This window comes from Sphingobium nicotianae, assembly GCF_018603885.1.
GTDB classification, from domain to species: domain Bacteria; phylum Pseudomonadota; class Alphaproteobacteria; order Sphingomonadales; family Sphingomonadaceae; genus Sphingobium; species Sphingobium nicotianae.
Map to the genome: position 1 here is coordinate 54,756 of NZ_JAHGAW010000008.1, position 22,800 is coordinate 77,555.

18 protein-coding genes and 1 pseudogene are annotated in these 22,800 nt (G+C 66.6%); 13 read left to right on the plus strand and 6 right to left on the minus strand.

Annotated features, from left to right (window positions below; translation table 11 throughout):
• Window positions 1-25 precede the first annotated feature (25 nt).
• Complete coding sequence (locus tag KK488_RS12810) at window positions 26-2,128, minus strand: TonB-dependent receptor plug domain-containing protein (protein WP_349356892.1); 2,103 nt, start codon at window positions 2,126-2,128, stop codon at window positions 26-28.
• 120 nt (window positions 2,129-2,248) lie between these two features.
• On the opposite strand from KK488_RS12810, the gene KK488_RS12815 reads away from it, so the two are divergent.
• Together KK488_RS12815 and KK488_RS12820 are read left to right on the plus strand one after the other, a co-directional pair.
• A complete protein-coding gene (locus KK488_RS12815) occupies window positions 2,249-2,788 on the plus strand; it encodes a homogentisate 1,2-dioxygenase (RefSeq protein WP_214624082.1) in 540 nt (179 codons plus the stop codon).
• Window positions 2,785-3,759, plus strand: coding sequence for a cytochrome-c peroxidase (locus KK488_RS12820; protein WP_250890381.1), 975 nt, complete (start codon window positions 2,785-2,787; stop codon window positions 3,757-3,759). Before KK488_RS12815 ends, KK488_RS12820 begins: the two co-directional genes overlap by 4 nt.
• A gap of 1 nt (window position 3,760) precedes the next feature.
• On the opposite strand, the pseudogene KK488_RS12825 reads toward KK488_RS12820, so the two are convergent.
• The 4 genes and pseudogenes from KK488_RS12825 to KK488_RS12840 all read right to left on the minus strand — a co-directional run bounded on the left by KK488_RS12825 (window position 3,761) and on the right by KK488_RS12840 (window position 8,686).
• A pseudogene (locus KK488_RS12825) lies at window positions 3,761-5,229 on the minus strand (PepSY-associated TM helix domain-containing protein).
• Between the two features lie 2 nt (window positions 5,230-5,231).
• Window positions 5,232-7,493 (minus strand): TonB-dependent receptor, encoded by a 2,262-nt coding sequence (locus KK488_RS12830; protein WP_349356893.1) that lies wholly within the window; start codon window positions 7,491-7,493, stop codon window positions 5,232-5,234.
• A gap of 59 nt (window positions 7,494-7,552) precedes the next feature.
• On the minus strand, window positions 7,553-7,951 hold the full coding sequence (locus tag KK488_RS12835; RefSeq protein WP_214624083.1) for a hypothetical protein: 399 nt from the start codon (window positions 7,949-7,951) through the stop codon (window positions 7,553-7,555).
• 183 nt (window positions 7,952-8,134) lie between these two features.
• Window positions 8,135-8,686: a carboxymuconolactone decarboxylase family protein gene (locus KK488_RS12840; protein ID WP_214624084.1), complete on the minus strand. Its 552-nt coding sequence runs from the start codon at window positions 8,684-8,686 to the stop codon at window positions 8,135-8,137.
• 246 nt (window positions 8,687-8,932) lie between these two features.
• Between KK488_RS12840 and KK488_RS12845 the strand changes: the two genes are divergently transcribed.
• From KK488_RS12845 to lon, 8 genes are all read left to right on the plus strand, one after another.
• Window positions 8,933-9,727: an IclR family transcriptional regulator gene (locus KK488_RS12845; protein ID WP_214624085.1), complete on the plus strand. Its 795-nt coding sequence runs from the start codon at window positions 8,933-8,935 to the stop codon at window positions 9,725-9,727.
• Window positions 9,728-9,840: 113 nt separating this feature from the next.
• Window positions 9,841-10,431 (plus strand): RcnB family protein, encoded by a 591-nt coding sequence (locus tag KK488_RS12850; protein WP_214624086.1) that lies wholly within the window; start codon window positions 9,841-9,843, stop codon window positions 10,429-10,431.
• Window positions 10,432-10,561: 130 nt separating this feature from the next.
• Window positions 10,562-11,299, plus strand: a complete 738-nt coding sequence (locus KK488_RS12855; RefSeq protein WP_214624087.1) for an SDR family oxidoreductase — start codon at window positions 10,562-10,564, stop codon at window positions 11,297-11,299.
• A 19-nt stretch (window positions 11,300-11,318) separates the two neighbouring features.
• On the plus strand, window positions 11,319-12,059 hold the full coding sequence (locus KK488_RS12860; RefSeq protein ID WP_214624088.1) for an SDR family NAD(P)-dependent oxidoreductase: 741 nt from the start codon (window positions 11,319-11,321) through the stop codon (window positions 12,057-12,059).
• A gap of 246 nt (window positions 12,060-12,305) precedes the next feature.
• The gene (locus KK488_RS12865) at window positions 12,306-13,655 is read left to right on the plus strand and encodes an MFS transporter (RefSeq protein ID WP_214624089.1); all 1,350 of its coding nucleotides are present in this window, start codon (window positions 12,306-12,308) and stop codon (window positions 13,653-13,655) included.
• A 233-nt stretch (window positions 13,656-13,888) separates the two neighbouring features.
• Window positions 13,889-15,664, plus strand: coding sequence for a flavin-containing monooxygenase (locus KK488_RS12870; protein ID WP_214624090.1), 1,776 nt, complete (start codon window positions 13,889-13,891; stop codon window positions 15,662-15,664).
• A gap of 218 nt (window positions 15,665-15,882) precedes the next feature.
• Window positions 15,883-16,302: an Hsp20/alpha crystallin family protein gene (locus KK488_RS12875; RefSeq protein ID WP_250890385.1), complete on the plus strand. Its 420-nt coding sequence runs from the start codon at window positions 15,883-15,885 to the stop codon at window positions 16,300-16,302.
• On the plus strand, window positions 16,302-18,704 hold the full coding sequence (lon, locus tag KK488_RS12880; RefSeq protein ID WP_214624091.1) for an endopeptidase La: 2,403 nt from the start codon (window positions 16,302-16,304) through the stop codon (window positions 18,702-18,704). The genes KK488_RS12875 and lon overlap by 1 nt, the downstream gene beginning before the upstream one ends.
• A 114-nt stretch (window positions 18,705-18,818) precedes the next feature.
• Here lon and KK488_RS12885 read toward each other — a convergent pair whose 3' ends face one another.
• Window positions 18,819-19,208, minus strand: coding sequence for a nuclear transport factor 2 family protein (locus KK488_RS12885; RefSeq protein ID WP_214624092.1), 390 nt, complete (start codon window positions 19,206-19,208; stop codon window positions 18,819-18,821).
• An 83-nt stretch (window positions 19,209-19,291) separates the two neighbouring features.
• Here KK488_RS12885 and KK488_RS21705 point away from each other — a divergent pair, with 83 nt between their 5' ends.
• From KK488_RS21705 to KK488_RS12900, 3 genes are all read left to right on the plus strand, one after another.
• Window positions 19,292-20,941 carry a GMC family oxidoreductase gene (locus KK488_RS21705; protein WP_214624093.1) on the plus strand — a complete coding sequence of 550 codons (1,650 nt, stop codon included), beginning with the start codon at window positions 19,292-19,294 and terminating at the stop codon, window positions 20,939-20,941.
• A gap of 114 nt (window positions 20,942-21,055) precedes the next feature.
• The gene (locus tag KK488_RS12895) at window positions 21,056-22,342 is read left to right on the plus strand and encodes an MFS transporter (protein ID WP_214624094.1); all 1,287 of its coding nucleotides are present in this window, start codon (window positions 21,056-21,058) and stop codon (window positions 22,340-22,342) included.
• A gap of 11 nt (window positions 22,343-22,353) precedes the next feature.
• The gene (locus KK488_RS12900) at window positions 22,354-22,788 is read left to right on the plus strand and encodes a DUF1810 domain-containing protein (RefSeq protein WP_214624095.1); all 435 of its coding nucleotides are present in this window, start codon (window positions 22,354-22,356) and stop codon (window positions 22,786-22,788) included.
• The last annotated feature ends 12 nt before the right edge of the window (window positions 22,789-22,800 follow it).

Genomic DNA, 22,800 nt, shown 5'->3' on the forward strand with positions numbered 1-22,800 from the left:
CGGCCGGAGCCGGGGTGGCGGCCGATCAATATTTCGCCCTGAGGCTGAAGAAGTAGCTGCGCCCCGCTTCCGGGAAGCCGTCGGTCAGCACATAATATTCGTCGAACAGGTTGCGCACGCCCGCGCCCACCTCGACATTCGGCAGCACGGCGTAGCTGATCTTCGCATCCGCGCGGACATAGCGGCCGGTCTTGTAATAGACTGGCACGTCGTTGTTCGCGGTCGCCGGGGTGACGGTGACGCGCTTGCCCGCCCATTCGACGCTGGGCAGCAGTTCGAGGCCCGGCAGCGGCTTCCACGAGACATAGCCGAAGCCCTTGTGATCGGGCACGTCGGTCAGCTGGAACTGGCGGATGAAGCCGCCGATCGGCGCCGTGCCGACATCGAAGCTGCGGTGGATATAGCTGTAGTTGCCGCCGACCTGCAGCGTGTCGCCGAGTCTATAGTCGGTCGCGATCTCGGCGCCGGCATAGTCGGCCGAGCCGATGTTGACGCGCTGGTTGCGGTTGCTGGCGAGGCGTACCGAGACGAGCGCGTCCTTGATCCGCGAGACGAACACCGCGCCCGAGACGTGCAATGCGCCGAAGTTCTTGGCGCCGCCGACCTCATAGTTGATCGCGCGCTCGGGCTTGAGGTCCGGATTGGGTTCGGCGGTGCCGAACTGGCTGGAGAAGCGCTCGAACAGAGTCGGGAAGCGGGCGCGCGAGGAGACGCTGGCATAGAGCTTGTCGCCATTTTCGCCCGTCCAGTCGAGCCGGCCCTGGCCGTTGACCGCCTCGGCATTGCGCAGCGGGAACTGGTAGAGCCGCGATGCGCCGGTCTGGCCGGCGGGCACGCCATATTCCTGCGCCCGATCCGTGTCGCGCCAGTCATAGCTGATGCCCAGGGTCAGCGTGATCTGCGGGGTGAAGGCGTAGCGATTCTCGGCCGCCATACTCCAGTTGCGCTCGTCGCTGGTCTGGACCGGCTCGACGGTCGGCGCGGGCGTGACCGAATCCGGCCGGCTGGTCTGCGTCTCCTGATGCTCGTCGTGGCGATAGTGGAACGCGAGGCTGAGCCGGTCCTGCGGCACCAGGTTCATATCGATCTGGAGCGAGCCGCCATAGGCATTGTCCGAATAGGGGCTGTTGAAGGCGCGCGGGAGCGCCTGGCTGTTCTGGTTGCGATTGTCCCATGAGCGCAGCAGATTGTCGTAATTGCTGTAGTAGGCGCGCGTCTTGAGCGTCGCCTTGTCGCCGAGCGCGGTGGTCGAGAGGAAATAGTAGCTCTCGATGTCCCAATAGGGCCAGCTCCAGTTGCGCAGCGAGGCGTTGCTGGTGTCGCTGATGTGCAGCGGGGCGTTCTTCGTGCCTTCCTGATGCGTGTAGCTGATCGAATATTCGTCGGTCGCGTTAGGCGTGAAGCCGGCCTTCAGGTTGACGCGGCTGTCCGCGCTCTTCGAGAAGTCGCGGTCGCCGCCATCCTCATTGGCCGGGACTTTCGCGACGAAGCTCGCCGGCAAGGTCCAGTGATCGGTGACGTTGCGCGCATAGCTCGCCTGCGCATACCATGTGCCTTGCTTCGTGCCGACGAGCCCGAAGCTGGTGTAGCCGGCATAGTCGGCGTTGCGGTCGAGATCGATCTCGGCGCGGCCCTCGATTTCCAGTTCCTTGGCCGGCTTGCGAGTGACGAGGTTGATCGCGCCGCCCATCGCGCCCGGCCCGTCGAGCACCGATGCATAGCCTTTCGCGACCTGGATCTCGGCAACGTCCGGCGTCAGGAAGCGGCCATAATCGAGGCGGTTGTCGGCGGGCAGATAGACGCGGATGCCGTCGATCGAGAGCGGCACCTGAAAGCGGTCGAAGCCGCGCACGAAGATCAGCCGCTCGTTGCGCGATCCGCCGCTGTTGCCCATTGTCACGCCGGGGATGAGGTTCGCCGCCTCGTCCAGCCGCACCTTGCCGAAGGCTTCCAGCGCCGCCTGGCTGACCGTGTCGCTGCCCATCGCGACGCCCTCGCCGCGCTGGCCGGTCACGACGATCTCGCCGAGCCGGAACTTGGCGTCCGCATCATTCCCGGCCTCCTGCGCCTGGACGGCGGCGGGCAAAGCGATGAGCAGGCTGACGGCGCACGGCAGGCGGGCTTTCACGAGATTTTCCCCTTCGGTCTTCAATTTTTATGCGCCGAACGGCGCGGCAGGCCGTATATGAAGGGAGATAGTATCCTGTATATGTCAAAATATAGACCAATTTCAAAAGGGCCATTACTGATGCGCAAACGCCTCACCTTCCTCGCGCTGCCTTTGCTTGCCGCCGCGTCGGCGCCGGCCCTTGCGCAGCAGATGGCCGAGCCATCAGGCGCAGCCTGCCCGGCGAGCTCGGCCGCGCTGCCGCCGGAGTTGGCGAGCTGGAAGACGCCCAATGCGCTGACTGCCGCGACAGATGGCGCAGCGGCATCGGCAGCGGGCCTGGAGATCGGGCAGGCCGTCGATCTCGCCCTCGCGCCCACGCCCAGCGTCACATATGCGTTGCGCCCTGAGCGGCCGGGCGGATCGGTCAGCAGCGGCGGCGTGGCGGCCTTCCATGTCGTGAAGGCGGGCGTCTATCGCGTCGCGATCGACAGCGCGGCGTGGCTGGATGTCGTGTCGGACGGCAAGAGCCTTGAATCGATCAGCCACGGCCATGGCCCGGATTGCTCGGGCGTGCGCAAGATGGTCGATTTCCGGCTCGATCCCGGCGTCTATGTGCTGCAGATCGTCGGTAATGGCAGTCCGCGGATCCGCGTCCTGGTGACGACAGCATCCAGATGATCCGCCGCGTCGCGACGCCGCTGCTGGCGGCAGTGGCGCTGGTCCTCGGGCTGGCCGCCGCGCAGGCGGTGGATCGGCGCGCGCTGCCTCCCAATGCCAGGAAGGAGACGGCGCGGATCGCGCTGGGTCGGCGGCTCTTCTATGACGGCGACCTCTCGATCGACGGCAGCATGGCCTGCTCGACCTGCCATCTTCAGCATCATGGTTTCGCGGAAGGCCAGCGCAGCCATCCCGGCGTCACCGGCGAGGCTGGCCGCCGCAACGTGCCGGGCCTCGCCAACGTCGGCGAGCGCAGGAGCCTGACCTGGGGCGATGGCTCGATCCGCACGCTGGAGGCGCAGGCGCTGGTGCCGATGCTGGGCACGCATCCGGTCGAGATGGGGATGAAGGGGCAGGAAGCCGAGCTGGCGCGGCGGCTTGGGCGCAATGCCTGCTATGCGAGGCTCTTCCGCGCCGCCTTTCCGCAGGAGCAGGGTGCGATCGGCCTGCCGACGGTGACGCGGGCGCTGGCGGCCTTCGAGCGCAGTCTGGTCTCGCGCGATGCGCCGGCGGACCGGTTCGCGCGGGGCGATGCGAGCGCCATTCCGGCGGAAGCGCAGCGCGGGGCCGCTTTGTTCAGGGGGCATTGCGCATCCTGCCATGCCGGCCCTGACTTCACCGACGATCGCTTCCATGCTGTCGCGACCGGCGCACCCGATCCGCGCGATCGCGGGCTGGGCGACGTGACGGCGAAGACGCGTGATCAGGACCGGTTTCGCACGCCGAGCCTGCGCAATGTCGCCGTCGCCGCGCCCTATTTCCACGACGGCGCGACGGAGACGCTGACGGAGGCGATCCGGCGGCACAAAGGCATGACCCTGCGATCCGACGAGGAAGCGGTGCTAGTGGCGTATCTGGAAGCGCTGACCGACAAGAGCTTTCTCACCGATCCGAAGCTCGCTTACCCGGATGGTCCTTGCGAGGCGGATTGACTCACTCATCTTCCGTTCGTGTCGAGCGAAGTCGAGACACGGATTGCGCAGTGGCCAATTTTGGCGCCGTGGCGCCACACCCAACGGGGGGGTTAATCGCGGTCCCGGTAGCCGGAATCCCCAGCCACCGTGCCAGCCCCGGCATCCTCGGCAAGGCCAGCCGCTCGAACAGCCACAGCCCGATCAGCGACAGCGCCAGCAGCGGTAGCAGCGCCGCCAGCACCAGCAGGATCGCCACCGCGCCGCCCATCCGCGCCGGGACGGAGGCGGGTGGCGGCGCGCCGAGTGCATCGGCCGGTTTCCTGCGCCGCCAGAGCACGAAGCCGCTCACCGCCAATGTGATCAACCCGATGGCGGTCAGCACGCCGATCAGCTGGTTGATCCAGCCGAAAAGCTGCCCCTCGTGCCAGGCAATGCCATAGCCGACGACGCGGTCGACGACGTGGCCGTCGGCGAAGCCCTCGCGGCCAGTCTCGCGGCGGGTTGCGGCATCGTAGGTGATCGTCGTCCGCAGCGGCCGGTCCTGCGCGTCGGAGCGGACGGTCCAGGCCATCACGCCCGGCTTGCCGAAGGGGCCGCGCGCGCCAGGCGGGGTCACCAGCACCGGATAGGCCATCGCCTCGCCCTGCGCGGCGACGACAATCTCGTCCAGCCCGGCCAGCGACACGGGATGATGGCCGGCGTGATGCTGCCCCGCCATCATCGCCTCGTGGTCGTGCCCGGCATGGAGATCGCCGCCGGCCGGTTCGCCGCCCAGCGTCCAGTCCTGCTCTGCCTTCACCCAGCCGAGCTCGGTACGCACTGCCTTGAAGGCGCTGCCCCACAGGCCCGCCCATGGCAGGCCTGTCACCAGCAGCACCAGCACGAGGCCGGAGATCCAGAAGCCCGTCACTGCGTGCAGGTCGCGCCAGAAGAGGCGCTTGCCGCGGGTCAGCCGGGGCCAGAGCACACCGGTCAGTCCCTGGTTGTTAGGCCACCAGAGGTAAAGCCCGGAGAGGATCATCACAAGCGCCCAACTCGCGACCAGCTCGACGAGCCAGCTCCCGCGCTTGCCAAGGAGGAGCTGGCCGTGGATGCGTTTGTCGACCTCCATCAGCCGCTCCTCGGGATCGAGACTGCCGCGCACTGCCCCGTCCGGCGCGACGAATATGTCGCGCATCGCCTTGCGTCGGCGAGCGCGACATGGATCATCGCGGCGTCGCCCGGCCGCTCGGGTAGCCGGTAGCTGACCAAGCTCGATCCCGGGAAGGCGGCGAGCGCGGCAGTCACCTGTGCACTCGGCACCACCACGCGATCCACCCGAGCGCTGCGGAACGGCGCCTCCTCCCAGCGCTCGACCTGTGGCTTGAACAGATAGGCCGCGCCGGTGAGCGCGAGCAGCAGGATGAAGGGGATGACGAACAGCCCGGCATAGAAATGCCAGCGCCAGATGGTGCGATAGACGGCGGCGCGATTGATCGAAATGGCCATGGTCAGAACCTCGCCTTGATGTCGGCCACGAAGGTCCGCTGTGGTAGCGGATGCGAGACATAGGCCTGGTCGTTGAAGAGATTGTCGACGCCGAGGCTGAGTTCGATCGTCTTGTTGAGCGCGAAGGACGCGCGGGTGTCGACAAAGGCATATTCGCTCTGGAAGCCATAGGCATCGCCGCGCACAAGGCCGAACAGGTCGCTGTTGGGCCGTGTGGCGAAGCGCCAGCCGAGCGAGAGCTTTACCGGTTGCGCGACGTGCCAGCGAATATTGCCATTGGCCCGCCAGCGCGGGATGCGCGGAAACTGGACACCCTCCGCTGCCGGATTGGCCTTGTTGCGCAGCGTCTGCGCATCGGTCCAGGCGAGGTTGGCGTCGATGTCGAGGCCCGGCGCGATGTCCTTCAGCTCGACGATGAACTCGGCGCCGATCTGTCGCACGCGGTCGACATTCTTGTAGCTGGTGACGACCGTACCGAACTGGTTGAGACCGGAGAAGCTGAAGATCGCGTCGTCGATATCCTGCCAGAAGAGGCTCGTGGTCGCGCGCAGCCTGCCGAAGCGGCGGACGAGGATGAGATTGGCGTCCTTCGATTTTTCCGGCCGTAGATTGGGGTCGAAGCTCTGCGGATCGATGCTCTGGCTGATCTCGTCGAACCGCCCCTGGAACAGCTCGCCCACGGTCGGGAAACGGGTCGCGGTGCCAAAGCTCAGCTGCAGGTCGATCTCCCCCGGCAGCTTGCCCTGCAGGCTGAGCTTGGGGCTGATCGAGTCATCAGCGCGATCCGCATAAGCGACGTCCACGCGCCGCCCGGCCGAGCGCGCGCCGATGCCGCCGTTGAAGGCCCGCCAGCGGTCGTAGCGCAGGCCGGCGGTCAGGGTGAAATCCCGGCCGATCGCCAGCGCATCCTCGATCCACAGGCCCCAGAGGCTGGTCTTGCCATAGGTCGCGGCGGAAAAGACCGGCGCGGCCGCCGTGCGCCAGTTGGTCGTGGCGAATATGTCCTGATCGGTTTCGTACAGATTGGCATTGGCGCCGAAGGCGAGCTTGTGCGCCCCCAGCGCGCGCTCCACAGTGAGGTCGCCCGTCCACCACCCGGGGCTGTTCTGGATCGTCTGCGTCCCCGCGCCAGAGGCCGCGCCGGTCGCATAACTGGTCGATGTGCGGCTGTCCTGCTGAGGAATCCAGTAGTGCGAGAGATTGGCCGAGACGTCCCAGTCGCCGATCGGCCCGCCAAGCTTGAGGCCTGCCAGATATTCGGTGCGCTGGGTGACGGAGAAGGTGAGCCCGGTCGCGTTCCAGGTCTTACCGCCAAAGCTGACCTTGCCCTGATAGACAGGGTTGCCGCCTGCATCGGTCAGGAAACTGCGCGGATCGGTCAGATCCTGCTTCGTCTTCCAGGCGAAGCCAAGTGCCTCGATCGTCCAGCCGCCGCCCGTCTCATAGCCGATACGCAGCCGCGCCTGATCCTGCGTCACATCGACCGGGGACGCGCCGCCGAACACCGGCGTTGCGAGGCGCGGATCGGCGAAGGCGCCGCTGACCGGCGTGCCCGCGCCGGTCGTCGCGGTGAGCAGATTATAGGTCATCGACTGGCCGACATTGTCGAAATGGCGCCCGCTTGCGCGGATGCTCCAGGGGCCGTCGGTCTGCTTCCAGCTGATCCCGCCCTCGAGGCTGTAGCCGGTGAAGGTCTCGTCAACGCCATATTCCCGGAACGGCATGACGAAACGCTGCGCGGTCGCGTAGGCCGATGTGCCCTCGGGCTGCTGCGTCGTCACGGAGATGACGCCGCCCATGCTGTTGCCGCCATAGCGCGCCGAATAAGGGCCATAGACGATGTCGAACTGCCGCACTTCGGAGGGGCCGACGACATTCCATTTGGGCGGATAATCGTAGCGATTGCCGAGGAAATTGGAGACGACGAAGCCGTCGACCAACACGATGGTCCGCGCGCTCTGCACCGTGTTGGCGCCGCGCAGCGCGACCACGGCATTGTCGTCGCCCGCGAAGCGCTTGCGCACGTAGAAATTGGGCGCGTATTTCATCAGATCCTCGACGTTGATCGCATTGATCGCGCCGAATTCGGCCTTGCCGAGCGAGACGGAGAGGCCGCGCGGCACGACCGTGATCGGGGCGTCCTGCTGGCCGACGACCAGGATGGTGTCATGGCTTTCATCGTCGGTCGGTGTGGTGTCGGCCTGCTGGGCCATAGCGGGTGCCGCGACCAAAGCGGCAGCGAGCGCGAGACAAGAAATATGCACGGGTCATCCCCCAAGACTGAACGCAAGAAAGCGCGCAGCGAAGGCGGCGCGCATGGCGGTCAGGCGGGGAGGGGCGGTCCGATGGCGGGGGGAGGTGGCGCGGCAAGGCGATGGACGGTGAGGTCCGCGATGGCCGCGCCGTTCACCAGTTGCAGCAGGGCAAGGGCAGGCGCCAGCACGACCGGCGCCACGGCGTCGATCAGCCCACCCGCGAAGCCGCCGGAGAAGGCGCAGGGGCTGTCGGCCATCTTGTGCTTGTCCGGCGCCGGCGCGTCCTTGCCGATGTCGAGCGTCATCGTCGCCGGGCCGGTGCCCGTGCAGAGCTGGACGACGAGCTTGCCGTCGATGCTGGTCGGCATGAAGCCGGCTGGCACCGCGATCCGCATCAGCAGCGCAAGCACCATCGCCACGGCGAGGAAGCCGCGCGCGAGGTCCGATTGCCTGATCAGCCGGTACATGGCGCGGGCGTTTAGGAGCTTCGGGTTACGATGTCACGAGCGAATGATCCTGACTTAGTCCCTCCCCTTCAGGGGAGGGGTTGGGGTGGGGCCCCACCTTTCCGATTGTTCGCTTTGCGTACGATGCTGCGCATCGCCCCCACCCCTCCCCCTCCCCTGAAGGGGGGAGGGGCTTTTAGAACCCTATTGCGCCTGCTCGTCCTCGTTGGTTGGCAGATGCTTCAGCGCTTCCTCATCCGGCTCGATCCCGGTCACGCCGATGATCCGCGCGACCGTGCCGTAATGGCCGATGCACATGACGAGATTTATGACCACCCGGTCGGACACAAGCGCGCGCAGCGCGGCCAGATTCTCGTCGCTTGGCGCCACGTTGCGCACGACATCGTCGGTGAAGCGGGCGACGGCGGCCATGGTCGGGTCGAGCCGGTCATAATGCATCGAGCCGATCGCCTCGATCTGCGCGTCGGTGAGGCCGACGGCCTTGGCGATGCTGAGATGCTGGTGCAGCTCATATTTGCTGTTGGTGAGATAGCCGACGCGCAGGATGGCGGTCTCGCGCAGGTGCGGATCGAGATTCTCTGGCGTGGAGAGGGCATAGCCGAGCTCCCCGGCCGCCTTGAACGCGGCGGGCGAGGCCAGCGCCGCCATGCGCACGATATTGAGCGGCGTGCCGGCCAGCATCTTCTGCACCTGCGGCTCGAGCTTGGACACATCCGGGTAGGGAATTCGCGGCATCAGCCTCTCCGTTATCGTTTCGTGGAAGGAAACAGGATTTCGCTCTCGGCCGAGCTGTCCTCGGCACGCTTTGGCCCGCCGCATATAGGATCGGGCCGCAGGATGCCAGACATCGCCGCTCTGATCTGCATCGGTCCCGCGGGGAAGGCTCGGAAACGAGGGATGGCCGGTCGCGCAGGGACGCTTTTATGACATGCGGCCCAATCGGCTGTTTCATGGCCGGCGCGATCATGGCAGAGGGTGTGGATGGCAAGCAGGGTGATAGGCGGCGCAGAGCTGGAAACGGGCACCACGGGCGGCGTGATGGCGATCCGCCTCGTGCTGGAGATTCTCGAAGCTTTGGCGACGCGCGATACGGTCGGCGTGACCGAGCTCTCCAAGGCGCTCGACACCACCAAGGCGCGTGTGTTCCGCCACCTGCGCACATTGGTCGATCAGGGCTATGCCGTGCAGAACGAGGGCAGCGAGCGCTATGCGGCCGGACCGCGCCTGCTCGCTCTGTCGCGCGCGGCCTCACTGACGCCGCATGACAGCATCGTGCGCATTGCCCGGCCGACGCTCAGCCGCCTGCGTGACACATTCGGGCACACCGTCAATCTCAGCCTGGCCTATGGCGACAGCGTCTCGATCGTGGAATCGATCCAGGGCAATGCGTTGATCGGCGTGGTGATGAGTTCCAACGAGGCCATGCCGCGCCATGCGACCGCGGCCGGCAAGCTGCTGCTCGCCGAGGATTTCATCCGCCATGGCCGGCTGCCGACGCCCCCGCTCAACCGCTATACCGAGAATACGATCGTCGATCTTGATGCGCTGCGCGCCGAGTTGCTGCGCGTCCATCAGCAGGGCTGGGCCGATGCGCCCGAGGAAATCGTGCTCGGCATCAATGCGCTGAGCGCCCCGATCCGCGATCACCGCAACGAGCTGGTCGCGATGGTCTCGATCATGAGCTCGATCCAGTTCATTCCCCACCAGCCGGCCCGCAAGCAGATCGAGGCGGTCAAGCAGGCAGCGGCGGACATTTCGCGGGCGCTGCGGCTGTGAGACGAGGCGGACTGTCCGGCTTTTCCGCGCGGCGATATCCTTGAAATCTTTGCGGCTTGTGACCAGACGGGCTCAAGTATAACCTGTGCGAAATTGCGCGGGAGACGATCGCCATGAAACGTCTGGTCTTGCTGACAGCCCTGCTCGTTCTTCCTGAACTCGCGCTGGCGCAGGGGCCGCAGCCGGCTCCCGGTCGCGATGGGCCTGCGCGGCCCGGTCCCGGGCATCAGGGCGGCCAGCGACCTCAGTCGCCACGCCCGCCAGTGACGAATCCGCCGCCGCGCCCGGGCACGGGCGGTTCCCAGATCCAGCCGCCACGTCCCGGCCCCGGTGGGCCGCAGATCCAGCCGGCCAGGCCCTCGCGGCCGCAACCGCCCCGGCCCCAGCCGCCTAGGCCGCAACCGCCCAGGCCCGTGAAGCCCCTGCCGCCGCATCGGCCCGGCGCGGGGCGGCCGCCGCAGTTCCGCCCGATCCATGGTCCGGTGTTCCGGTATCCGCACGGCTATCGCTATCGGCGCTGGGTAATCGGCCTCATTCTGCCGCGCCTGTTCCTGTCGCAGAGCTATTTCTATGATGGCTATTACGATCTGGGTGTGGGGCCGCCGCCGGTCGGCTATCGCTGGGTGCGCTACGGGCCCGACCTGCTGCTGGTCAACGTCCGCACCGGCCGCATTGCCGACATCATCTACGGCGCCTTTTACTGATATGTGAGGTCGGGGGCTTTCCGCCCCCGACATGAGCTAGTTCCCCCGGGAGCAAGCGCGCCATCGGCGGGCGTGCGACGGAAACGGCGCGCGCCACATCCGGGCAGCGCCAGAACAGGAAACAGGCGCCATGGCATCACCCATCATGCTCGTGACCGGCGGCAGCCGGGGCATCGGCGCCGCTATCGCCCGGCTCGCGGCGGAGCGCGGCTATGACGTCGCATTGACCTATACCAGCAAGCCGGACGAGGCCGAGCAGGTCGCCACCGAGATCCGCGGCAAGGGGCGGCGGGCGCTGGTGGTGAAGGCCGATCTCGGCGTCGAGGCCGACATCGTGCGCATGTTCGAGGAAGTGGATACGGGCCTGGGCAGGCTGACCTGCCTCGTCAATAATGCCGGCATCCTGCCTCGGCCGTCCCGCCTCGCCGATGCCGACTGGGCCGATCTGCGCCGCGTGATGGAGATCAACCTGCTCGGTGCCGAGATCGCCTGTCTGGAAGCGATCAAGCGCATGTCCACCAAGCGCGGCGGCACGGGCGGCAGCATCGTGCTCATGGGCTCGCGCGCGGGTTTCTATGGCGCGCCGGGGCGGGCGATCGCCTATGCGACCAGCAAGGGTGCGCTGGATGCCTTCACTTACGGGCTCGGTAAGGAAGTCGCGGCCGAAGGCATTCGCGTCAATATCGTCTCGCCCGGCCCCATCTCGACCGACATGAACAATGAGGTGAGCCAGCCGGACCGCATCCAGGAGATCCCGATGGGCCGCTATGGCCGCGCCGATGAAGTCGCCAAGGCGGTGCTGTTCCTCGCCTCCGACGAAGCCTCCTTCACCTCGTCCGCCAGCCTCATGGTCAGCGGCGCGCGCTGAGAAACCGGGAGAAAACCCAATGTCCGCACCCGTCCTCCTCATCGCCGGCGGCAGCCGCAGCATCGGCGGCGCCATTGCCCGCATGGCCGGCGAGCGCGGCTATGACGTCGCCGTCAATTATGTGACCAATCGCGACGCCGCCGAGAGCGTCGCCGAGCATGTCCGCGCGCAGGGCCGCAAGGCCGCCGTCATCCAGGCCGACATGTCGAAGGAGGAGGATGTGCCCCGCATGTTCGCGCAGTGCGATGCCGCGTTCGGTCGGCTCGACGCGTTCGTCTATAATGCCGGCGGGTTCGGTGGTCCGCCCTCCAACTTCATCGACGTCTCGACGCAGACCCTGCGCCATTCGATGAACCTCAACCTGCTCTGCGCCCATTTCGCCGCTGCCGAAGCAATCCGCCGCATGTCGACCAGGAGCGGCGGGCAGGGCGGCAACATCGTCTTCATCGGCTCGCGCGCTGCCGAGAATGGCAGCCCCGGCTTCGGCGTCTGGTATGCCGCCTACAAGAACGGGCTGCACATTCTCTCGACCGCGCTCAGCAAGGAGGTGGCTGAGGACGGCATCCGCGTGAACACCGTCTCGCCCGGCCCGATCCACACCGACAGCAACGATCCCACCCGCTGGCCCGAGCGGGTCAATACGATCCCCTTGCGCCGCTTCGGCAAGCCGGAGGAAGTGGCCGAGGCCGCGCTGTTCCTCGCCTCGCCAGCCGCCTCATTCATCACGGGCACGGTGATCAACGTGTCGGGCGGGCGCTGACCTTTCATCTTCGTCATTCCCGCGAACGCGGCAATCCAGCCGCTCCGTCGCCTATCAGGCGCAAGGCCAAATTGGATTCCCGCGTTCGCGGGAATGACGAGGGATGAAGCGCAAGTATATTCTTCCATCCAAGCATCACCAAAGCTGATCCTCGATCCCCAACTACGTGTTGACAAGCGGAATGCCGTTTTGTGACACGAAACATATGGGCACGCAAAAACAGGGCCCGCGAGAGGATAGAGGGCAATGGCTGAGGGCCGCGCGGCAGACATAGGCACGGGCCCGAGTTGGGTCGGCCAGGCGCTCGACGGCACGGGCGACTGGAAAGTCCGCACCCGCGCGCCGTTCCTGCTCGGCCTGCTCATGCTGTTCGACAGTTGGGATAGCATCGTCATCGCCTATGCGCTCCCTGTGATCATAGCGGACTGGACGCTCTCGCCGCTTGCCGCCGGCTCGCTGATCTCGGCGGGCTATGGCGGCCAGCTGGTCGGCGCGATCTTCTTCGGGTCGGTTGCGGAGCGCTACGGCCGCCTGCCGATCCTGCGCTGGCTGGTCGCGATCATGAGCGTGCTGGCCGGCTTCTGCGCGATCGCAGACAGCTATAATCACCTGCTCGTCATTCGCCTCGTCCAGGGCTTCGCGATCGGCGGCGCGCTGCCGATCGCCATCACCTATGTGAACGAGGTCGCGCCCAACGCGACGCGGGGCCGCTTCTTTGGTAATTTCCAGTTTCTGATGATCGCGGGCTTCGGCCTCGCCTCGGTGGTCAGCGCGCTCGTCGTGCCGGACTATGGCTGGCGGCCGGTCTTCGCGGTCGGCCTCATCCCGTTGCTCATCTTGCCCTTCACCTTCATGCTGCCCGAATCGCCGCGCTGGCTCGCCGCGCGCGGGCGCATCGCCGATGCGGTGAAGGCGCTGGCCCGGCTCGGCTGCGGCGAGGGTCAGGCACGACCCGGCGTTGATGCCGCCAACCAGCCGGCCGAGGCGCGCGTCCCCTTCGCGCTGCTCCTCGCGCCGGGCGTGCGCGGCGAGTTTGTCACGATGCTGCTGCTCTGGTTCCTGACCTATCTCGTTTCGTTCGGCCTCACCACCTGGATGCCGTCCCTCTATGTCGGCGTGTTCAAGGTGCCGCTGAAGGAAGCCTTGTCGTTCGGCTTCATCACCTCGACCATCATGATCCTGGTGCCGCTGCTGCTGCGCCAGACGATCGACCGGGTCGGCCGCCGGCCTCCCGCGCTGATCGGCACGGCGCTGGGCGGCATCGCCCTGTTCGGCATTCCCTTCCTGCCGATCTCGGCCGTGCCGATGGTCGCCACCCTGGCCATCACCGGCGCCGTCGGCATCGCCTTCGGCGCGATGGTGCTCTGGCCCTATTCCGCCGAGATTTTCGAAACGCGCATCCGCAGCCTCGCGCTGGGCACGATGAGCAGCACCGCGCGCGCCGCCTCGATGCTGACGCCTTTGCTCGTCGGCGGCATCCTGCAGGCGACCGGATCGGTGACCTACATCTTCCTGACCTTCGGCGCGGCATCGGTCCTGGCTGCCCTGATATGGATCTTTCTCACCAGGGAGACGGCGGGCAGGGAGATCGCCTGAAACTCTGTCCTACAGTCGCGCTACGTGATCAGAACAACCGATATAAGTTATTGAAAGACAGACTTTTTAATTTTTCAATATGCTCATATGCAAGAAGTTAGCGAAGATTGCGCCGGAAGCCATTGTAAACCGTGGCGGAAGGGACGGCACCAATGCTTGTGCCCGTGCAGCAGCAGCGCCACGATGACGCAAAACATGCTTGAAACACCCGTGACCGGGCAAAGGAGTCGAAGATGACGCGCAGTGTTGGCGACTGGCTGGCGGATTTCGAGCAGGCATTGGCGGCGCCAGCGGCGGCCGACTGGTCGGCTTTGTTCGTGGAAGACAGCTACTGGCGCGATCTGGTCACGATGAGCTGGTCGATCGAGACCCTCGAAGGCCTGGACGCGATCATAGCGATGATCCGCGCGCAACAGCCGGCCATCAAGGCCGGCGGCTTCACGCTCGACGATCCGTCCCTGCAACTCACCGACGAGAATCAGGGCTGGTTCACCTTCGAGACCGCCACCGCGCGAGCCCGCGGCCATGTCCAGCTCGAGGGCGGCAAGGCCAGGCTCCTGCTCACCGCGATCGTCGAGCTGATCGGCTTCGAGGAGCCGGGCGGCCCGCGCCGTCCGCTGGGACTGGAGCACAAGGCCGCCAAGGGGCGCACCTTCTGGCCCGATCATCGCGCCGAGGAGGAGCAGACGCTCGGCCACACCGTCCAGCCATACTGTCTGATCATCGGCGGAGGCCAGAACGGCCTGCAACTCGCCGCGCGCCTCAAGCGGCTCGGCGTGCCGACCCTGGTCGTCGACGCACTGCCCCGCCCCGGTGACTGCTGGCGGGTACGCTACAAGTCGTTGCACCTCCATGATAGCATCTTCATGGATCATTTCCCCTATCTGCCCTTCCCGGATCATTGGCCGCTCTACACGCCCGCCGCCAAGATGGGCGACTGGCTGGAGCTTTATGCCAAGGCGATGGAGCTCAACATCTGGAGCAGCACCGTGTGCACCGGCGCGCGCTATGACGAGGCGGCGGGCGAATGGACCGTGACCGTGATGCGCGACGGCCATGAAATCACGCTCAAGCCGAAGCAATTCGTCCTCGCCACCGGCCTGTCCGGCGCCAAGAACATGCCGAAGATCAAGGGCATGGAGCGCTTCCAGGGCACGCTTTGCCACAGCGCCGATCACAAGGCGCGGGGCAACATGGCGGGCAAGAAGGTCGTCGTGATCGGCGCCAACAACAGCGCGCACGACATCTGCACGGATATGTGGGAGGCCGATGCCGACGTGACGATGGTCCAGCGCTCGCCGACCATCATCGTGCGCGCCGAGACGATGCGGGGCATGGCCGATCGACTGCCGTATGCCGATCCCAGGATCCCGACCGACTTCGCCGATCTGATCATGGCCGTCACGCCGTTCCGGCTGCAGGATGTCGGCGATGTCGGGCTCACCGATCTGCTCAAGCAGCTCGATGCCGATTTCTATGCGGCGCTGGAAAAGAGCGGCTTCATGCTCAGCCACGGCGAGGACGGCACCGGCTTCCTCGCCGCCTATCGCCGCCGCGCCTCGGGCTATTATATCGACGTCGGCGGATCGGAGCTGATCATCAACGGCGAGGTCAAGCTGGCGCAGGGCGAGATCACCGAGATCACCGAGGGCGGCCTCATCATGGAGAGCGGCGACTATCTCCCGGCCGACATCATCGTCTGCGCGACCGGCTATCGCCCGATGAACGAGTTCGTCGGCAAGCTCATCTCGCCCGAGGTGGAGCACAAGGTCGGCCGTTGCTGGGGCCTGGGCTCCGGCGCCGAAGGCGATCCCGGCCCATGGGTCGGAGAGTTGCGCAACATGTGGAAGCCCACGGCGCAGGAGGGCCTCTGGTTCCAGGGCGGCAATCTCATGCAGTCACGCTTCCATTCGCTGCACCTCGCGCTCCAGATCAAGGCGCGGATGGAGGGCCTGGCGACGCCGGTCTATCAGCCGGCCGCAGAGAAGGTCGCCGAGCCGGCGGAGTAGAACAACCTGTCCCCCTCCCGCAGGCGGGAGGGGTTAGGGGTGGGCAAGCGACGTTCCGCAAGATGGATCGGCCTCGCGAGGGTGCACGCCCACCCCCGGCCCCTCCCGCCTGCGGGAGGGGAGAAGAATGCCTCCTTGAAAAACCGTCGCGCAATTTCCTTATAGGATGCACGCCGCGCATCTTCGCGAGGGCGACCCGCTCGGAAGGGGGAGCAGTGATGAATTCTGGTCGATCACGGCACTGGATGTGGGCGGACGCCGTCGATCTCATCGACAAGATGGAACGGCTCCACCAGCAAAGCTTCGCGCCCTCGCGACCGGCCGGCGGTATGCCCAACTGGGAGCCGCCGTGCGACATGATCGAGACGGCGAGCGAGCTGCTTGTGCTGGTTGCGTTGCCCGGCGTCGATCTCGACCAGACCGATGCCTACATCGAAGAAGGCGTGCTCGTCGTGCAGGGTCAGCGCATCCTGCCGCCGGAGTTGCGCCACGCGCGCATCCATCGCCTCGAACTGCCGCAGGGCCGTTTCGAGCGTCGCCTGCCGTTGCCGCGCGGCCATTATGACAATGTGCGTCGATCGAGCGCCCACGGGTGCCTGCTCGTCACGCTCCACAAAGTGAATGGAGGGCAGCGCTGATGGCCACGCTCGCAGACAAACCCGTCACGGACGCCCCGGAATACCCGGAGCTGCCCGAGGATGCGATCATCCTGGTCCCGGTGCGCAACTTCGTGATGTTCCCGGACGTCGTCCTGCCGCTCAGCGTCAATCGGCCGATGTCGATCGCCGCCGCGCAGGCGGCCGTGCAGGGCAGCCGCCCGATTGGCGTGCTCGCCCAGCGCGATCCCGCGCTCGACAAGCCGACCGGCAACGACATGCACCGCATGGGCACGCTCGCCAATGTGCTGCGCTATCTGACCGCGCAGGACGACACGCATCATCTGATCGTGCAGGGCGAGAGCCGCTTCCGTGTCATCGAGTTCCTCGAAGGCTGGCCTTTCCTGGTCGCGCGCGTCGAGCAGATCGCCACGGTCGACGATAAGAGCCCGGAGATCGAGGCACGGACGATCAACCTGCGCAAGCAGGCGCTGGAGACGGTCGCGCTGCTGCCGCAGGCGCCGCAGGGCCTCGCCGACGCGATCCAGAATATCCCTTCCGCGTCGACGCTGGCCGACACCGTCGCCGCTTATATCGACATCGAACCCGCGCAGAAGCAGGAGATTCTCGAGACGGTCGCGCTCGGCGCGCGGCTCGACAAGGTCTCCCGCCTGCTGGAGCAGCGCCTGCAGGTGCTGCGCCTCTCCGCCGAGATCGGCAAGGATGTGCAGGAGACGCTGACCGGCCGTCAGCGCGAGCATATTCTGCGCGAGCAGATGGCGGCGATCCAGCGGCAGCTCGGAGAGGACGATGGCAAGTCGGAAGAGATTGCCGAGCTGGCCGAGAAGATCGCCAACGCCAAGATGCCGCCCGAGGTCGAGAAGGAAGCCACCAAGGAGCTGCGCCGGCTGGAACGCATGCCCGAGGGCGCGGCCGAGCATGGCATCATCCGTACTTATCTCGACTGGCTGACCGAGCTGCCTTGGGCGCTGCCCGAGAAGGAGCCGGAGATCGACATCGCCGCCGCCCGCCAGGTGCTGGACGACGATCATTACGGCCTCGACAAGATCAAGCGGCGGATCGTGGAATATCTGGCCGTGCGCAAGCTCGCGCCCGAGGGCAAGGCGCCGATCCTGTGCTTCGCTGGACCTCCCGGCGTCGGCAAGACCTCGCTCGGCCAGTCGATCGCCCGCGCCATGGGCCGCCCGTTCGTGCGGGTGAGCCTGGGCGGCGTGCATGACGAGGCGGAGATACGCGGCCACCGTCGCACCTATATCGGTGCGCTGCCGGGCAACATCATTTCGGCGATCCGCAAGGCGGGTACGCGCGATTGCGTGATGATGCTCGACGAGATCGACAAGATGGGCCGCGGCGTGCAGGGCGATCCTTCCGCAGCGATGCTCGAAGTGCTCGATCCCGAGCAGAACGGCACCTTCCGCGACAATTATCTCGGCGTGCCGTTCGATCTCTCGCGCATCGTGTTCATCGCCACGGCGAACATGCTGGACACCATCCCGGGGCCGCTGCGCGACCGCATGGAGATCATCACCCTCGCCGGCTACACCGCCGAGGAGAAGCTGAACATCGCGCGCAAATATCTGGTGAAGCGCCAGCTCGAAGCGAATGGCGTGACGCCTGAGCAGGTCGAGATCGACGATGCCTCGCTGACGGCGATCATCGAATATTATACCCGCGAGGCGGGTGTGCGGAATCTGGAGCGCGAGATCGGCAAGACCATCCGCCATGCCGCTGTCTCGATCGCGGACGGCACGCAGACCCACGTTTCGATCACCGAGACGGATCTGGCGGACGTGCTCGGCGGGCGCATCTTCGAGAATGAGGTGGCGCAGCGCACCAGCGTGCCCGGCGTCGCGACCGGCATGGCCTGGACTTCGGTCGGCGGCGACATCCTCTTCATTGAGGCGACGCGCATGCCCGGCAATGGCCGCCTGACCCTCACCGGCCAGCTTGGCGACGTGATGAAGGAAAGCGCGCAAGCCGCGCTCAGCCTGCTGCGCAGCCGCGCCGAGCGGATGGGCATCGATCCGAAGGATTTCGAGAATCACGACATCCACATTCATGTTCCGGCCGGCGCCACACCTAAGGACGGCCCGAGCGCGGGCGTGGCGATGTTCATGGCCCTGTCCTCACTGTTCCTGGGGCGCACGATCCGCAGCGACACCTCGATGACCGGCGAGATCTCCCTGCGCGGGCTGGTGTTGCCGGTCGGCGGCATCAAGGAGAAGGTGGTGGCGGCCGCCAGCGCCGGCATCACGCAGGTGATGCTGCCCGCCCGCAACAAGCGCGACTATGACGACATTCCGGCGAGCACCCGCGACAAGCTCAAGTTTGTCTGGCTCGAAAAGGTCGAGGACGCACTGGAGCATGGCCTCGACCCGGCGCCGGTTGCGGCGGAGCCCGAGGGCGAGCATCACCAGAGTTGAATATTACTTAGCCCCTCCCTTTCAAGGGAGGGGTAGGGGGTGGGTGTCGCACAGCGATCTGCGATGCTCAGCCCCACCCCAACCCCTCCCCTAAAGGGGAGGGGCTAGGAAGAATTAAAACATCCCGTTCACATTCGGCCCACCGACGGGGACGTCCTGCGACACGTCCCAATGCTCCGCGATCAGCCCATTCTCGATCCGGAAGATGTCGATCACCGCGAAACCCTGATCCCCCGACCAGCGGCGAACGTGATAATGCACGATGACATGGTCCGCATCCGCGAACATGCGTTTGACGTCGTGAACCGCCTCCGGGCTCTCCTTGCGGATGAAATCGAGGAACGCCTTCAGCGGCTCCCGCCCTGTCTCCACATTGGGATTATGCTGGATGTAGTCCGGGGCGATGAAGCGATCGACCGCTGACGAGTCCATCGGGTTCAGCACCTTGTCGAACAGCCCGCGCACCAGCGCGAGATTGACTTCCTCCGCAGACGTGTACCGCATGCCTCTCCTCTTGCGCTTGTCGGTGCGCTCCTTCAGACCAGTTTCGGACGGGCCGCGCAAGGCTCGCAGGAGAGGGCGAGGCAGTGGACGTGTCGGTGGACGAGGCGGATTTCATCATCGTGGGCGCGGGCAGCGCCGGCTGCGTGCTGGCCAATCGCCTGAGCGCCGAGCTGGGCGCGCAGGTCGTGCTGCTGGAAGCGGGCGGAGAATGCCGCCACCCGATGATCGACATGCCGCTTACCTGGATGCAGGCATCCGCCATGGATCGCTTCATCTGGGGAAACCAGAGCGAGCCCGATCCGCACATGGGCGGCCGCGTCCAGCCCATCCCGCGCGGCCGGGTGCTGGGCGGCTGCTCCTCGATCAACGGCACCATGTATATTCGGGGCCACCGCGCCGATTATGACGGCTGGCGCGACAGCGGCCTGCCGGGCTGGGGCTATAACGAGGTGCTGCCTTACTTCAAGCGCTCGGAAACCCATTGGCGCGGGGCCGATGCCGTCCATGGCGGCTCCGGCGAGATGCACGTCTCGCCGATGAAGCCCGACCCGGTGCTGTTCCCGGCCTTCATCGAGACGGCCCAGCAGCTCGGCTATCCGCAGGCGCCCGACTTCAACGTTCCCGAGCCGGACGGCTTCGGCATTCCCGACTGCACGATCAGGAATGGCCGTCGCCACAGCACCGTGCGCGCCTTTCTCGACCCGGTGAAGAAGCGCGCCAATCTGCGTATCGAGACCGATGCGCTGGCGACACGTATCCTGATCGAGCATGGCCGTGCCGTCGGCGTCGAATTTCGGCGCGGCGGCCAGCTTCGCCAGATCCGGGCGCGCCGCGAGGTCATCCTTTCCGGCGGCGCGATCAACTCGCCGCAATTGCTGATGCTCTCGGGTGTTGGCCCGGCCGCGCATCTGCGCGAGATGGGCATCGAGCTTGTCCTGGAGTCTCCCGGCGTTGGCCAGAATCTGCAGGATCACCCGATCGCGCTCAGCTTCTGGGCGGCCGCCGGCCCGATCGCCTTCGACGACAAATTGCGCGTCGATCGCCTGGCCTGGAATGCGATCCGCTGGCAACTGTTCGGCACCGGCACGATGGCGCAGAGTCCCATGTCGGTGCAGGGTTTCCTGCGCTCCGACTCGGGGCAGGACCGGCCGGACGTCCAGTTCCAGATCGTCCATTCCAGCTATCAGGCGCGGCCCTGGTTCCCGGGCTGGCGCAAGGGCGCGGGGCATGAATTCTCGGCTGGTTCCCTGCTGCTGAATCCCGAGAGCCGGGGCACGATCACGCTCGGTTCGACCGATGCGGCGGCACTGCCGAAGATCCTGCTCAATTTCATGGCAGCTGAGGGGGACCGAGCGCGCCTGCGCAGTTCGGTCCGCTTCATGCGCCGCTTCATGGGGACATTGCCGGCGAAGATGCTCGTCGCGGCCGAACTGGCCCCCGGCGCGGGAGTGGAGAGCGACGAGGCGATCGACGGCTGGCTGAATGCGACGGTGATGAGCGGCGGGCATCCGGTCGGCACCTGTGCGATGGGGGCAGGGGCGAATGCCGTGCTGGATGCCGAACTGCGCCTGCGCGGCATCGAGCGGCTGCGCGTCGTCGATGCCTCGTCCATGCCCAGCATCATTCGCGGCAACACGAACGCGCCGGTGATCATGATCGCGGAGAAAGCCGCCGACTTGATCCTGGGCAAGCCGGCCCTGGCGGCGGAGCGGATGGTGGCGACCGTCGATTGAAGGTCCGATGAAGATCGTCACCCCAGCGCGAGCTGGGGTCTGCCGCGTCATGGCGCGTCATCGCACGAGACCCCAGCTTGCGCTGGGTGACGGAAGAAGGGGGAAGGGGAGATCATGACCAGCACAGAGGCAACCGCACCACCACGCCCCGCCACCGCCGCGCAGGCGGTCATCGTCGGCCTGCTCAGCATGCTGATCATGGTCATCGACGGGTATGACATGGGGGCGATGCCGATCGTCGTGCCGCATCTCGCGCCGCTCTGGGGCGTCCAGCCCGCGACGTTTGGCCTGGCGCTGTCCGCCGTCGTCATCGGGCTAGGCCTCGGCGCCTTCCTGCTCGCGCCGCTCGGTGACCGGTTCGGGCGGCGGGTCACGACCGTCGCCTCGCTCGCCGTCATCAGTCTGGCGACGATCGGCACGGGACTGGCGACGACGCCCGGCGCGCTCTTCTGGTGGCGCCTGCTGACCGGCATCGGCCTTGGCGCCTGCCTGCCCAATGTGCTGGCGATCCTTGCGCAGATCATTCCCGCCGAGCGCCGGGCGAGCGCGATGACGATCGTTTCGTGCGGCATCCCCATCGGCGCGGCCGGCGCGGGCGCAGTCGTGCCCTGGCTGACCCGGGCGCATGGCTGGCAAGCGGCCTTCTTCGCGCCGGGCGTGCTGATGCTGGTCATGACGCTCGTCGTCGCGCTCTATCTGTCGCGTATCCCGCTCCCCGCCACAGCGCCCCAGCCAGTGCGCGCGTGGACGGACATCCCCATCTTCGCCCCGCTGCGCCGGGGTCTCGTCTTGCGCACCGCGATCTTCTGCGGGCTGTTCTGCTTCAACGCGCTCAGCATGTATGCCATCACGAGCTGGCTCCCGACCGTGCTCAAACGCGCCGGCTTCACCTTCGAGAACGCCTCGCTGCTAGCCGCGATCGTGCAGCTCGGCGGTCTGCTCGGCGGGCTGCTGCTGGCGACGCAGATCGATCGGCATCGCACGATCGCGGCCTTGCTCGCGGGCTATGGGCTGGTTGCGCTCGCCCTCGTCTCGCTCACGTTCGTCGCGCCGGGCTTCGCCGGCTGGGGGCTCATCCTGCTGCTGATCGGCATGGGTGTCGGCGGCGCCCATATCGCGCTGCCCGCCGTGGCGGCGAACATCTATCCGGCGACGATGCTGTCGGCCGGCATCGGCCTCGCCGTCACGGTCGCGCGGCTCGGCGCGGTGGCGGGATCAATGGCGGGCGCGGCGCTGATCGGCGCCAATGTCTCGTCGGGCGGTTTCTTCCTGGCTTTGCTGGTGCCGGTCGGGCTCTGCGCATTCTGCGTTCTCGCCTTCGCCGCAGCGCGCCTCGCAAACGGGCCTTCTGAACAGGCACTGGCTGAAGGGGCACCCGCGGAACAGGCGCTGGCCGGTTGAGTTGTGTCCCTATGAGCGACGATCCCTTCGACCTACAGCGCTTCGTCAAGGCGCAGGACCAGATCTACCCGCGCGCCCTTGCCGAGATCCGCGCGGGCGCCAAGCGCAGCCACTGGATGTGGTTCATCTTCCCCCAGCATGTCGCGCTCGGCCGCAGCCCGATGGCGGTGCGCTACGGCATCTCCTCGATCGAGGAAGCGCGCGCCTATCTGGCGCATCCGCTGCTCGCGCCGCGCCTGCGCGAATGCGTCGCTGCCCTGGCGAAGCCGGCCGATCCTGATCCGGTGCGCGTCTTCGGCGATGTGGACGCGGCGAAGTTGCGTTCCTGCCTGACGCTGTTCGAGGCGGCTGATGGTGGCGCGGCGTTCGGCGAGGCGCTGGTGCGCTGGTATGGCGGTGTACGCGACGAGGCGACGCTGCGACTGCTCGCCACGCCGCTCCCATAACGGAGTGGATTT